12 protein-coding genes are annotated in these 12718 nt (G+C 62.3%); 6 read left to right on the top strand and 6 right to left on the bottom strand.

Translation table 11 applies throughout. The features are described from left to right. Positions 1–131 precede the first annotated feature (131 nt). Positions 132–1157 carry a LacI family DNA-binding transcriptional regulator gene (locus FBZ97_RS27355; RefSeq protein ID WP_246661863.1) on the top strand — a complete coding sequence of 342 codons (1026 nt, stop codon included), beginning with the start codon at positions 132–134 and terminating at the stop codon, positions 1155–1157. Positions 1158–1493: 336 nt separating this feature from the next. On the opposite strand, the gene FBZ97_RS27365 is transcribed toward FBZ97_RS27355, so the two are convergent. Next, positions 1494–2624, bottom strand: coding sequence for an alpha/beta hydrolase (locus tag FBZ97_RS27365; RefSeq protein WP_246661864.1), 1131 nt, complete (start codon positions 2622–2624; stop codon positions 1494–1496). Positions 2625–2707: 83 nt separating this feature from the next. Here FBZ97_RS27365 and FBZ97_RS27370 point away from each other — a divergent pair, with 83 nt between their 5' ends. Beyond that, positions 2708–3619: a LysR family transcriptional regulator gene (locus FBZ97_RS27370; RefSeq protein ID WP_183811474.1), complete on the top strand. Its 912-nt coding sequence runs from the start codon at positions 2708–2710 to the stop codon at positions 3617–3619. A gap of 393 nt (positions 3620–4012) precedes the next feature. Here the strand turns inward: FBZ97_RS27370 and FBZ97_RS27375 are convergent, their stop codons facing one another. Further along, positions 4013–4360, bottom strand: a complete 348-nt coding sequence (locus tag FBZ97_RS27375) for a helix-turn-helix domain-containing protein (protein WP_113395642.1) — start codon at positions 4358–4360, stop codon at positions 4013–4015. A gap of 136 nt (positions 4361–4496) precedes the next feature. Between FBZ97_RS27375 and FBZ97_RS27380 the strand changes: the two genes are divergently transcribed. Further along, positions 4497–5351 (top strand): SDR family oxidoreductase, encoded by an 855-nt coding sequence (locus FBZ97_RS27380; protein WP_113421484.1) that lies wholly within the window; start codon positions 4497–4499, stop codon positions 5349–5351. A gap of 185 nt (positions 5352–5536) precedes the next feature. Beyond that, on the top strand, positions 5537–6067 hold the full coding sequence (locus FBZ97_RS27385) for a hypothetical protein (RefSeq protein ID WP_197044222.1): 531 nt from the start codon (positions 5537–5539) through the stop codon (positions 6065–6067). A 101-nt stretch (positions 6068–6168) separates the two neighbouring features. On the opposite strand, the gene FBZ97_RS27390 is transcribed toward FBZ97_RS27385, so the two are convergent. Both FBZ97_RS27390 and FBZ97_RS27395 read right to left on the bottom strand, forming a co-directional pair. Further along, positions 6169–7971 (bottom strand): CocE/NonD family hydrolase, encoded by a 1803-nt coding sequence (locus FBZ97_RS27390; RefSeq protein WP_145323017.1) that lies wholly within the window; start codon positions 7969–7971, stop codon positions 6169–6171. A 114-nt stretch (positions 7972–8085) separates the two neighbouring features. Beyond that, positions 8086–9075: an SDR family oxidoreductase gene (locus tag FBZ97_RS27395; RefSeq protein ID WP_145323019.1), complete on the bottom strand. Its 990-nt coding sequence runs from the start codon at positions 9073–9075 to the stop codon at positions 8086–8088. A 105-nt stretch (positions 9076–9180) separates the two neighbouring features. Between FBZ97_RS27395 and FBZ97_RS27400 the strand changes: the two genes are divergently transcribed. Then, the gene (locus tag FBZ97_RS27400) at positions 9181–10149 is read left to right on the top strand and encodes an AraC family transcriptional regulator (protein WP_113352120.1); all 969 of its coding nucleotides are present in this window, start codon (positions 9181–9183) and stop codon (positions 10147–10149) included. A gap of 226 nt (positions 10150–10375) precedes the next feature. On the opposite strand, the gene FBZ97_RS27405 is transcribed toward FBZ97_RS27400, so the two are convergent. Then, entirely contained in the window at positions 10376–10969 is a 594-nt protein-coding gene (locus tag FBZ97_RS27405; RefSeq protein ID WP_145323021.1) for an NAD(P)H-dependent oxidoreductase, read from the bottom strand. Between the two features lie 89 nt (positions 10970–11058). On the opposite strand from FBZ97_RS27405, the gene FBZ97_RS27410 reads away from it, so the two are divergent. Then, positions 11059–11457, top strand: coding sequence for a helix-turn-helix domain-containing protein (locus FBZ97_RS27410; RefSeq protein WP_113352118.1), 399 nt, complete (start codon positions 11059–11061; stop codon positions 11455–11457). 103 nt (positions 11458–11560) lie between these two features. Here the strand turns inward: FBZ97_RS27410 and FBZ97_RS27415 are convergent, their stop codons facing one another. Then, entirely contained in the window at positions 11561–12706 is a 1146-nt protein-coding gene (locus FBZ97_RS27415) for an NAD(P)/FAD-dependent oxidoreductase (RefSeq protein WP_233788527.1), read from the bottom strand. Positions 12707–12718: the final 12 nt, after the last annotated feature.

Consider the following 12718-nt stretch of genomic DNA (forward strand, 5'->3'; position numbering starts at 1 on the left):
AGTCACAAAATAAGTTACACGAAAGTTTCGTAACTTATAAACGTAACTTCTGCAAGGGCCGTAGCTTCACATTGTCCGTCAGATTTCCTAACGTGCGCGCAGACTGCCCTTGAGTCCGAGAAAGAAACCGAGTGAACGACAAGACGATGAAACGACCGACCATGTCCGATATCGCCTCGCAGGTCGGCGTTTCGCATGCGACGGTTTCACTGGTGCTGAACGAGGCGCCCGGCAAAAGGGTCTCGGAGAAAGTGCGCGAGCGCGTGCTGGCTGTCGCCGCGGAACTTGGCTATCAGAAGACCGCGCCGGCCAATGACCCGATCGGCGGCATCATCGTTTTGCTGATAGACGATCTCATGGCCTCGCAGCATGCCGCGCCACTGATAGAAGGTGTTCGGAGCGCGGCGGAAGAGCAGGGCTTGGCGGCGCTCACCGTCGTGACGGGCGGACAGGTCGAATTCGCCGAATCCATTCTCGACTATCTCGGACGGCGCCAGATCGTCGGCGTAATCTACGCCACGCTCATCACCCAGCTAGCGCCGGTGCTGCCTTCCAACCTTGGCAACTATCCGGCCGTCCTTCTGAATTGCCATCAGCAGCGGGCCGAGTTCTCTTCGATCATTCCAGGCGATCATGCCGGCGGTTATGCGGCGACGGAAGCCTTGATCAAGGCCGGCCATCGCCGCATCGCCATGATCGATGCCGGCAGGCAGCGGCTTGAAGCGGCGCGCGATCGCCTGAGCGGCTATCGCCAGGCGCTGACGACCTACGATATCGCCGTCGATCCGGAACTGATCCTTTCGGAAGCCTGGTCGCTCGATCTCGGGCGGGAAAAGATGCTGCAGCTCCTCGATCTGCCGCTGCCGCCGACGGCGGTTTTCTGCTTTTCCGACCGGGTCGCGATGGGCGCTTATGATGCGATCAGGATGCGTGGGTTGAGGATTCCCGACGACATTTCGGTCGTTGGTTTCGACGATGAAAGTCTCGCTCGAAAAATCCTGCCGCCGCTCACAACATTGAAGCTGCCGCACGAGGATATGGGCCGCTGGGCAGTCTCCGAGCTTTTGGAAAAGGTGATGCAGCCGAAGAAGCCACCAGTGAGGCTGAAGATGGAGTGCCAGTTGATCCTTCGCGCTTCCGTCGGGCCGCCGCCTTGAGTGCGATGAATGGACAGCTCCTTGGGCATGGTTGGCCCCAGATGCGCCCGAGCGACGACATATGAGTGAGATGCTGCCCTGGCTGAAGTCCGTAAAGAAGAGCGAAGCGGTAATGGCGCGTTTGCGCACCGCGATCGTCTGCGGGATTCGCGAAAACACTCCATCCACCACACGGAAGCCTTCCATCCGCTCCGAGGCGTTGACGAGGAATTCGCTCAGTTCAGCCGGGGCGTCGTGTTCGTGGTTGGCGAGAAAGTGGAGCACCGCCACGGGGCTGTCGACATACAGCACCGTTGCTCGCTTGAGTCTTCGTTCAAGCTGCTTCGTATACCGCCATTAAAGTTTTTTGCTCTGGAGCCAGCGTCGGATGACCTGGATGAGTTCTTCCTTGCGCTCCAACGGCAGCCAATGCCCGCAGGACAGACTCGCCACGGTAAGGTCTCGGCAGGCTGCACGCATCGGGTCGCCCTGACCATTTCCGTTGATGCTGCAGATCTGATCGAAGTCGCCGTTGACGAACAGCACCGGCTGCGACAGTCGGCCCCCATTGGGCGCCCCGCGCGCGTAGACGGTGTTGGCATCACCGTTCAGATACAACGCGCAGGTAGGGAGGAAGCCGCGAAGCTTGAACGCGTGCACCAGCTCTTCGAAGTCCGCCGGCGGCCAAAGTGCCGGGTCGGGCCGGGTGGGTGGGGCTCGGTGTGCGGCGCCAAAGCGCCCACCGTTGCGGGTGACTTTCGCGGATGGCGAAACCTCGCCGACGGCGGCAGGGCTGCCCGATCGAAAGATCGATGCCAACGATGCTTCCGCGTCCGCGTCGAGATCAGCCACCGCCGTGTCGAAATGCGTCGTGTAGTACCGATAGTAGTCCCATTGGCCGTCCGGATATTGGTCGGCGGGGTAAATCGTTCGATCGACCAGCGCAACGAGCGTGGGCAGGGCGTTCCCGTCGGGGAAATACGCCCACGAGATCAGTACGACGCCACGGCAGCGTTTCGGCTCATGCGCGGCCAAGGCACCGGCTACGATGCTGCCCCAGTCGTGGCCAACCCAGATCGCAGCCTCGCGGCCAAGGTGGTTATGGAGCTCCGCCATGTCCGCCACGATTTCCTCGATGGTATAGGCATCGTTGGCTGCAGGTGCGAAAGAGCTGCCAAAGCCGCGAAGATCAGGGGCGATGCAGCGCCACCCGTCGGCGGCGAAGGCGTTCATCTGGGCGCGCCACATCAAACCTATGCTCGGCCAGCCGTGGAGGAAGATCATCAGCGGTCCGTCGGCCGGCCCGCATTCGATGTAATGCGTTGTCTGACGGGGCGTGCTGAAGGTGCGGGAAACCAGCGTTGATGAGAGCATTCCCCCCGCTGCGCCCGCCAGGACGGCCGCGTCGGTCACGAGGGGGATGGACCGTTGGTCGGGATGCCCGATCAGGATCGGACCTTCGACGGGATGGTGTTGGATCGTAGGCATGCGCAACCGTACCCCGAGCAGATGCTTGCGATTAGGCCTGAAATCACACATGAAGTATGAAGCAAAACTTCAAGGTGGATCACTTGCGACAGAAAAATATCCTCGAAGGCGTGGCTGTGTTTGTCGCCGTGGCCGAAGCTGGTAGCTTTTCCGAAGCAGCGCGGTGTCTCGGCATCTCTCCATCCGCGGCCAGCCAGGCGATCCGAAGCCTCGAGGAGCGTCTCGGCACGCCGCTTTTGCGCCGCTCGACCCGCAGTTTGAGTTTGACGGAAGTCGGTACCGACTATTTGCTCGCGGCGGCTCCTGCCCTGTCGCAATTGAGGCGAGCGGCGGAGGAGGCCGCACGGCGGGGTGGTCGGCCAGCTGGCCCCTTGCGCCTCACCATGCCGCGCGCGCCCTTCGACCTGCTCATCGCCGCAGCACTGGCGGCTTTTCAGGACACCTATCCTGAGGTGGAGCTCGAGATCGCGGTCGAGGCGCGCATGATCGACATCGTCAAGCAAGGCTACGACGCAGGATTACGCTATGGCAATTGCCTCGAGAAGGACATGGTGGCAGTTCGAGTCGCCCCGAAGTCAGAAGCCGTTCTCGTCGCTTCACCTGCCTATCTTCATGCCCGAGGGATACCAAATCTCCCAAGCGATCTGCTCGGTCACCGCGCCGTGGTGTGCCGCAGTCAGACGACCGGCTTGATCATACCATGGATCCTGCAATCCGCAGGCGAGACCGTACAGATCGCGCCGCCCGCGGCAACGATCGTTCACGATCTCGCCTCACAGATCGAGCTGACTGTAAGGGGCTTAGGAATTGTCAGCGCTCCGGCTGCGAGCGTGTCCGACCTCCTGGCCGCTGGAAAGTTGTCACGGGTCCTGCCCGAATGGTCTACGCCGCTGGAGGCGCTTTATCTCTACTTTCCGAGCAGGCGCCATCAATCAGCGGCATTGCGCGCGTTCGTCGCGTTTCTGAAGGGACGCTCCTATCTCCCATCCAACTGAGTAATGGTCAGGTTAAAAACGTAGATGGGCGAGATGAAGCCTCATCCCGCCGGGATCAAATTCGCGCTCGGCCTTAAGACCGATCAGCCTGAAGGTTAGCAAGCAGTGTGGAGCACACCGAATTCTACGAACCGGCCACCTTCGCTATCCGATCAAGCAAACGATAATCCAGCGCTGAAGCTTGCCATTTACGCAAGAGCCGACGCTTAACTTCGTTTCGAGATCTTGCGGTCAAGCTGCGGCATCGCGCAATTAACGCAATCGGTCCCATCCTTTGGGCAGAGCAGGCGGTTAAGCGGGTGCCGCACCGTCGGATTGGAGGGGCGGCGTCCTTCATCGCCGGCGCGTTCCCTGATGTCACCGGCTGCAAAGTAAGCATCCGCGTCAACGGCGCTAGGGGGTAGAATCACGCAACAGCAGGCGCGTGCCGACCTCTACGATGGATCTGATTGCGGGGAGGAGTTCCTTCCCCAACTCGGTCAACTCGTATTCTACGGTGGGCGGTGATGTCGGTAAAACCTTGCGCGTGAGGACGCCGCGCTGTTCGAGATCCCGCAGCCTGCTCGTCATCACCTTCGCCGAGATGAAAGGATTGTCCCGGCGCAATTCCGAGAACCGGCGTGAGCCTTCGCTCAAGGACCAGAGCACCTCCGGCGTCCAGCAGCCGCCAAGGAGATCCATGCATTTGGACATGGGGCAGCCCGGAGGCGTCTCCACCTTCTTTCGTACCTTGAGTACCATCGTCCTTCCTTCAACGGCAGTTTCCAGTTGGTTACCGGAAAATAGAGGTAACCGCAAGATACGTGGTTTCCCCTGGTAACGATGGCCGCTATGTAAAGGCCATCGAATTCATCGCAACCACGAAATGGACTGAACGATGTACGCAGTAACTGGAGCAACCGGACAACTTGGCCGCCTCGTGATCGAGGCGCTGCTGAAAATCATTCCCGCCAACCGGATCGTCGCGGCGGTTCGCAATCCTCCAAAGGCCAGCGATCTGGCTGAGCGCGGCGTGATCGTGCGCGAGGCGGATTATAGCCGGCCCGACACGCTTGGTCCGGCGCTGGCCGGCGTGGAGAAGCTGTTGCTGATTTCCTCGACCGAGGTCAGCGGCCGTCTTCCGCGGCATAGCGCTGTGATCGAGGCAGCCAAAGCGAACGGAGTTTCGCTGATCGCTTACACCAGTATGCTGCACGCCGACACGTCGCCGGCAAGGCTCGCAATCGAGCATCGCCAGACAGAGGAGGTCATCGCGGCCTCTGGGCTGTCCACGGTGATCCTGCGCAACGGCTGGTACACCGAGAACCACCTTATGGCGCTCCCCGCAGCACTAGAGCATGGCGCCTTCGTCGGCGCCGCGAAGGATGGGCGTTTCTCATCCGCGGCCCGGCAGGACTATGCCGAGGCGGCAGCCGTGGTGCTGGCGACTGACGGGCACGCCGGGAAGACCTATGAGCTTGCAGCCGACCAGGCCTTTACCCTTGCTGAGCTTGCCGCAGAGGTCTCGCGCCAGTCGGGCAAGGCCGTCGTCTACAACGACCTGTCCGAGATTGCCTATCGTGATGTCCTGACGGGCGCCGGCCTGCCAGGCGACCTCGCCGCTCTTCTGGCCGATGCCGACGCCGCTGCCTCGCGCGGTGCGCTGTTCGACGATAGTGGTGTGTTAGGGCGGTTGATCGGTCGTCCGACCACTTCGCTGCAGAGCCTGGTCGCCGCCGCGTTGCGCGTCTGAGCCAGGTCTTCAGGCGATGTCACGTTGACAGAACGGCCATGGTTTCCTGTTGGGCGGAGCCGCCTGACCTCCATCCAGCCTCGCAAGCTCGCGTGACACCAACGTGTCCGCGAGGTGAGGAAGTTCCACTCATCAACGCGATCAAGTTCAATTCGTCTCGTAGGATTAATCCGGAGAGCTGCCCCATGCCCACGAAATATCAAACAACCGACAAGGCGACGTCTTCAACAACGCGTCTGGAGCACAATTTGTCCCGCGCCGTCTCAGTCGGTTTCAGCGCTGGATTGACTGCTGGCGTGATCGTTCTCGTGCCCGTTCTGATCCTGCAACTGTCCCGCGGCGTTGGGATCGTACCTGAGATGCAACTGGCAGCCAGCAGCCTGATGGGCATGGCTGCCTATGCGGGCGCGACCGGCTTCGTCTTCGGGACGTTGCTCCACTTTTTCGTGTCGGTCGTTCCAGCCGTCGTCTACGCGCTGGTCGTCTGGCAAGTGCCGGTGGTGAACCGCTGGACGTGGATCGGTGGTCCTGTGCTCGGCATCATCCAGTTCTTCTTCATGGGCTTTGTCGTATTGCCGCTTAGTGCCTTCACGACACCCGCATCGGTGACCCCGATGCCCTTCGTGCCGGCCCTGCTGATCCATATGTTCGGTCTTGGGTTGCCGATCGCATGGGTTGTCAGGCGCGGATGGGCTCGGTCGAACAGTGTCGCTTGATCTGCTATGCGCGGTGATCAGCCTCGCTGGTAAGACAAGGTGAGGAAGAAGCCGATTTAGCGCGAAACGACAGCGGGTTGAACGCGGTTGATCGCCTCCTGTCATCGGCGAGTCGATATGTGCGGTAACAGCAGATAGGATGCATGCTCTCCGCCCGTCGCCAGCGTATCCGTCCCGCCATAGAGGGTGGCGTCGCGGTTAGGATGCGCGGCGAAGAACAGCCCGGAGTTGTTGGAGTTCGGAAGATCGTAGTCCTTGGCGCGAACGATGTTGGCGCCTGGGCCGTAGTCGAAATCCTTGCCCTGGATCGTCAAGACCAGGCGATAGCCCTTCGGAATGACGATGCTCGTCGGTTCGGTGAATTCCACATCCACTGGGTAAAGCTGCCCGGGCGTCATCGGCTCCGACGTCAGATGCGGATGGAACGGAGCATACTCGGTCGAGCGCGCCGGATCGACCGCTCGGTGCGACACGCGCAGATAGCCGAGGCCGAGCGGTACGTTCGGGTCGCTGTTGCCCATGAAGGCGACGTCGCGGCCCTGCGGATCGATCAGCCGCACGGCCGCGAAGATGTCCATGTCCGCTGTGGAGGAACCGACCCAGAGCCTGACGCCGATTGGGCCGGTGAACTCCGTCTCCTCAGTGAACGGCGCGGAGGTGAACGTCAGCCCGTCGCCTTGTCCGAGATAGGATTTCTCCGCGGGTGCGGCAGTTCCGAGCGCGGGGTCCATCGATCCGTTTGCCGCGTCGAGATAATAACGCTGCCAGTGGGTTCCAGGCAGCGGCCATGCCGCGGCACCGCGCCACGCCGTTCCGTTGGGACGACGGATCTGCAACGCCACCCGCGGTTCCTTCTCCCATCCGTTGTTCACGCCCTTGAGGAAGTGATCGAAGAAGCGCTTCTGCAGCGCCAGCGCTTCGTCTGAATAGAAGGGCGTCAGATGATCGCCGGTCTGGATGCGCAGCCATTTCTGCTTGCTGGCGGCAGAGCGAAACCCCTGCGTGCTCCAGTCCGTCCAGTTGGCGACATCGAGCAGTGGCACCGTGATGCGGCTTCCGTCGGGGATTCGCTCGCGATAATAGGCATCATCGAACGGATGCTTGGCGAAGGCCTCGACCGGATCGACGCGGTTCTGCTTCAAGACATCAGGAGGGAGAGGCGCCCCCGTATCCTTGCCGCCATCGATGGAGTCGATGAGCGGCGTTTCTGCGTTGCCATTCTGGTTGGGCACCACCTGATGAGTCCACCAATATTCCCAGGCGACGTTGAGGATCCCGCCATAGTAGGCGATCTCACGATACTGATCGAAGGCTCCCTCCCACGGCAGGATCGCCGCAAGACCCTGAGGGTGTAAGGCGGCAACCTGATACTGATTGATCGCCTGGAATGACGTGCCCAGCAGGCCGACCTTTCCCGAGCTCCAGGGCTGCCGCGCGGCCCAGGTGATCAGCGTCGCATAATCTTGCGTTTCGCGCGGCGAGAAGGGATCGAGCACGCCTGGTGAGGCGCCGGCGCCGCGGACATCGGCATGGATGACGATGTAGCCGTTCGCGACCCAGCGTTCTGGATCGGGCGCCTCGAAGCGGATGTAGCGGCAGGAGGATTTTTTGCAGAGATCGGGGTATTTCGCGATCAGCTTCGCCCACGACGTCTTGTAGGCGGGCGCATCCGCGAGGCTCGTATCCTTGCCATAGGGGCCTATCAGCATCAGGACCGGGTACCGGCCCGGCTTTTCCGGGCGATAGATGTTGGCGCGCAGCTGCAGGCCATCGGTCATGGTGATCGGCACATCATGGTCGAAGAGCATCCCGGGAACGCCGGAGGCGACAGGCGTCGCCAGGCTCGGCTTGGCAAAAGCGAGCGCGAGAGTGAAGGCAAGGGGCAGTAGTTTGGTCAATCGCATGGGAGGTTTTCCTTTGTTGTCCGCAGGCCGAGCAGCGACGTTCTTCAGCGCGCGCGATGTTCCGCGACCGAAGTCATGCAGGAATGTGAGTGTGCTTGTACCTTTGGGTTCGCTTCAGGCGAGGGCCGATGATGCCCGCGCGTCGGCGTTGCGGAGAGCCGCGCCGATATCGTCCATGAGCCGCGGATGGGTCGGCTGCCAGTTCAGGCGCCGCTGCGTGAGTTCACTGGACACCGGATTGTCGGCGCTGACGAAGGGCGCGAGCCAGCCGAAATGCTTGTGTGCGTCTTTCGGAAACAAACCTTCGACGCGGATTCCGAGGTGGCTGCCGATCGCCTCCGCGATGGCGCGCACCGGGATTCCTTCTTCGGCGACCGCATGATAGCAGGTGGCGGCTTCGCCCTGTTCGAGGACGAGGCGGAAGAGGCGCGATGCGTCGAGCCGATGGACAGCGCCCCACCTGTTTTCGCTATCGCCGATGACATAGGCGGAGACCCGCTTCTTGCGCGCGATAGCGATCAACTGGGTGACGAGGCCCTGCCGGGTTTCGTCGTGTACCGAAGGCGGTAGCCGAACGATCGTGGCCTTCACGCCGCGGGCTGCGAGCGCCAGGGCTGCCCCCTCGGATCGGGCCCTGAGACCGCCCACAGCATTCGGATCGGCGGGATCCGTTTCAACCGCCAGCCGTCCCTGAACCATCGCCATTGTCGGAAAGGCAATGACCAGCGATCGCTGATCTCCGCGCAGCGCGTTGCCGAGCGTCTCGATCGCGCGCCGGTCCGCCTCGACGGCGGCAGTCATAAACCGCTTGACGATATTGGTCGGGCTGCCGCCGAGCATGACCCGCAGGCGCGTTGCGAGACTGGCGTGCGAGAAGGCATGGAAGAAGGCGGTGTGAATCACGCCGTCCGCCCGGCCGGCGCCGCGGGTGAGGCTTTCCAGATCCTCGATTCCGCCGCGCTGGGGTTTCGCACCGGCCGCCTCAAGCTTCGCAGCTGCCTCTGCTGAGCGGACGAGCCCGGTGACGTTATGCCCGGCCTCGACGAGCTCGCGGACGATGGCGGACCCGATGAAGCCGGTGGCACCGGTCACGAATATGCGCATGGCGCTTCTCCTGTATTTGACTTCAAACCCAATTTAGGCCGTTGATCGGGAACGATCCATGCCGCATAGTTCGAATATGGTTTTCGATCGTTCAGGAAGTCACGGATGGATGCACTCTCGGATGTGCTCTCGCTCCTGAAGCTGCGCGGCTATGTGTCGGGCGGCTTTGATGCGGGGGGCGATTGGGCGATCAGTTTCGGGCCGCACGACGGGATCAAGTTTCACGCCGTCGTGACCGGCTCGTGCTGGATATCGGTGGAAGGCGAGTCTCCCGTTCAGGTCAGCGCCGGCGAATGTTTCCTGCTGCCGCGTGGCCGGCCGTTCCGGATCGCAAGCGACCTGTCGGTCGCGCCGGTCGATGTCAGTCAGATCCTGCCGCCACGGCCGAGCGGCCGCATCCTCACCTACAATGGCGGTGGCGACTATCTCAGCATTGGCGGCTACTTCACGCTGTCGGAGGGCCAGTCGGAGCTGCTCTTGAACGTCCTTCCGCCACTCCTGCACATCCGTGATCGTCCTGGCAGCGCGACCCTGAATTGGTGCGTCGAGCGCATGCGGCAGGAGCTGTCGGAGGGACAGCCCGGCGATTTCATCGTCGCGCAGCAACTGGCGACGATCGTGCTGGTGCAGGCGCTGCGGCTTTACCTGTCCGACCGGACGGCCGAGGAAGCAGGCTGGCTCTCCGCGCTCGCGGATAAGCGTTTGCGCGCGGCCATCGCCGCAATGCACGGAGCACCTGGCCAGCGATGGACGCTGCAGACCCTCGCCAGGGAGGCTGGGATGTCGCGCACCGCCTTCGCGGTGACCTTCAAGGAAAGGGTTGGCCTTTCGCCGATGGACTATCTGACGCGCTGGCGCATGATGCAGGCGGCGGACAGGCTGACCTCGACGCGTCAGTCGCTTGCCGAGATCGGGTTGGCGCTTGGCTACGAATCCGAAAAGTCCTTCAGTACCGCTTTCAAGCGGGTGATGAACTGCTCGCCCCGGCAATATGGCCGCCGGCAGGTCGAGGCGGGTGAAGCTGGACGTCGCCTAGCGTCTGGTAGTGAGCAGTCCTTCTCGTCACTCCCTTAACGGTGGAGCGGACACGTTCAACATGGTTCCCGTTTTGGTCGCCGGCCGGCAGGAGGATCCCCGCGGTTGGCCGCGAGGATCTGTCCGACAACGGCATGTCCGCGATCCTGTCCGACATGCCCGGCCGAGAGATCTGCCATCAGGAAATTTCGTCCGAGCAATTGAAGCAGCGATTCCTCCGTTACGGCGCGAAAGCCAGGCATGCCGTGCATTCGCGTCTGTGCTCTCAAGCTCCGAGTGGAGCCGGAGCTTTGGGGTTTGGGGAGACCTTGCGCACCTCTTCAAGTGCGCCCGCGATCGAGGCCCGACGCACCTCCTCGCTGCGCCCGAGCCCCTCGGCGATAATAAACTCGATATCCGTGACACCCATGAATGCGAATGCGGAGCGGAGCAGCGTCTCGGCATGTTCGAACGAGTGATAGGGCGAGCCATCGCTGTAGACGTTGCCGCGCGCCAGCGCGACGATCACGCGCTTTCCCTGGGCGAGACCGATCGGCCCGTTTTCGCCGCGCGCAAAGGTCTTTCCCCGCACGACGATATGATCGATCCAGGCCTTGAGCTGGGTGGGAACAGAGAAATTGTAGAAGCCGGCCCCGATCACCACAACGTCCGCGTCGAGGAATTGCTGCACGTCAGTGCCGGCGTCGAGCACCTTGAACGCGTCGAGGGTGAGATGCGGGAGCGGTTCGCTGGCAAGGTCGCGATAGGTGACGTCCACCGCGTCATGTGTTTCGACGATCCGCTCGACGATAGCGGCAGAGAGCACCCGGCTTGCCGAGTTTGCGCCCATGATACTGGAGTCGAGATGAAGAAGTTTCACTGGATATCTCCGGTCTTGATTTGTGACCAGGACTATCTATGTGACCACAGGTGCTCCGCCAAGAACGCATATTTTTAGGACCTGGTCACATGGATATGCCTGCCTCGCCGGCCGTCAGCGCCCAATGCCACAAGGTCGGCAAAGTGCTCGCCATCGTCGGCGACAAATGGACAGTGATGATCGTCAGGATACTGGTCGAGCGGCCGCATCGCTTCAACGAGATCAAACGGACGGTCGGGGGCATCTCGCAGCAGATGCTGACACGCACCCTGAAGGCGCTCGAGCGCGACGGGATGGTGAGCCGGACGGTCTATCCGACGGTCCCACCGCAAGTCGAATATGCCCTGACGGAACTTGGACAATCCCTGGCTGTGCCGGTCCGCGCACTGGGTGCGTGGGCGGGAGAGCATATCGACGAGATCGAGAACAACCGGGCGCGTTATGATCAAGACAAGCATGCTCCTACCGGTCGCGGTGGATCAGAGTAGGCCCGCTGTCTGGCGGAGGGCAGGCCGACATGGCTGAACGCGCTCGCTGCGCAACAGCCGATACGTTCGACAATGCCAGCTTCGTTTCTTTGGCGCGCCGCGGTTATGACGCGGCGTTGAGAAAGTCGATGAGGCTGAAGGGCGCATGCTCACCCAGGCAAAGGTCTAGGACTCGGTGCGCGTCAATGGCAGCGGCCTTGCTGCGCGCGAACATCGCCGCCTCATAGACGGTCAGCGCATTCTCGATGTTTCCAGGCTGAGCGGCTATGGCCTCGCCGAGTTCGGCCCCGTCGAGCATCGCCAGGTTTGCGCCGTCGCCGGCCGGAGGCGACAGATGCGCGGCGTCGCCGAGCAGCGTCACTCCTGGCGTACGATCCCATCGATGACCAACCGGGAGCGCGTTGACCGCTCGCAGGACCGGCGCCGTGTCGCTGCCGGTGATCAATGAGGTGAGAGTGGGTGTCCACCCGTCGAATTCGGCTGCTATCCGTGTTTTCACAGTCTCGGCGTCGTTGAAGTCGATGTCCGCAAACCAAGCCGCAGGTCGCATCAGTTGAACATAGGTGTGGAGAGCGCCTGCCGGCTCCCGGTGCGCGGTGATCCCCTTGCCCGGTTCGAGCGCGAACATTCCGCCGGCCCCGACCGCCGCGGCCGTTGCGGGAAACCGCCGATCAGCGTCATGCAGGTAGGTCTCGACGAAGGAAACGCCGACATAGCCGGGTTTCGCGTCTGACAACAGCGGGCGTACCTTTGACCAGGCGCCATCGGCTCCCACGAGCAACGCGGTCTCTACAGCTGAGCCATCGGTGAACGTCAGTTCATGACGATCGGCGCCAAGCGGTCTGGCTCCGGCGAGCTTCCGCCCCCACCGGATCGTCCCGGCAGGCAAGGAGTCGATGAGGATTCGCCGCAGGTCGCCTCGGAGCACCTCGGGACGTCGGCCGTCTCCGGGTTGGTCGAGCAGCACATTGCCGTTTCGGTCGAGGGCGCGCGTCGCGTCGCCACCGTCGTGAACGATTGCGCGGAATGCGTCGGTCAGGCCGGCGGCAGCGAGCGCGCGCTGACCGTCATGTTCGTGAACGTCAAGCTGGCCGCCTTGAGTGCGGGCGTGTGGGGAGGGCTCCGCTTCGAAGATCGTGGCGGTGATGCCGTGAAGGTGGAGCACGCGGGCGAGGGTCAGGCCGCCCAGGCCTGCGCCAACAATAGTAACGGGAGTGGTTATGATGGCACCTCGAGACGATTGGAACATTGTTCCATATAG

The organism is Rhizobium sp. ERR 942, assembly GCF_007828395.1.
Taxonomy (GTDB): domain Bacteria; phylum Pseudomonadota; class Alphaproteobacteria; order Rhizobiales; family Rhizobiaceae; genus Rhizobium; species Rhizobium dioscoreae.

Excerpts from the sequence above, each read along its gene's own strand:
- FBZ97_RS27380 (WP_113421484.1), top strand. The coding sequence starts at position 4,497 with ATGTACGCAGTAACTGGAGCAACCGGACAACTTGGCCGCCTCGTGATC.
- FBZ97_RS27365 (WP_246661864.1), bottom strand. The coding sequence starts at position 2,624 with ATGCCTACGATCCAACACCATCCCGTCGAAGGTCCGATCCTGATCGGG.
- FBZ97_RS27390 (WP_145323017.1), bottom strand. The coding sequence starts at position 7,971 with ATGCGATTGACCAAACTACTGCCCCTTGCCTTCACTCTCGCGCTCGCT.
- FBZ97_RS27395 (WP_145323019.1), bottom strand. The coding sequence starts at position 9,075 with ATGCGCATATTCGTGACCGGTGCCACCGGCTTCATCGGGTCCGCCATC.
- FBZ97_RS27400 (WP_113352120.1), top strand. The coding sequence starts at position 9,181 with ATGGATGCACTCTCGGATGTGCTCTCGCTCCTGAAGCTGCGCGGCTAT.
- FBZ97_RS27385 (WP_197044222.1), top strand. The coding sequence starts at position 5,537 with ATGCCCACGAAATATCAAACAACCGACAAGGCGACGTCTTCAACAACG.
- FBZ97_RS27375 (WP_113395642.1), bottom strand. The coding sequence starts at position 4,360 with ATGGTACTCAAGGTACGAAAGAAGGTGGAGACGCCTCCGGGCTGCCCC.
- FBZ97_RS27415 (WP_233788527.1), bottom strand. The coding sequence starts at position 12,706 with ATGTTCCAATCGTCTCGAGGTGCCATCATAACCACTCCCGTTACTATT.
- FBZ97_RS27410 (WP_113352118.1), top strand. The coding sequence starts at position 11,059 with ATGGATATGCCTGCCTCGCCGGCCGTCAGCGCCCAATGCCACAAGGTC.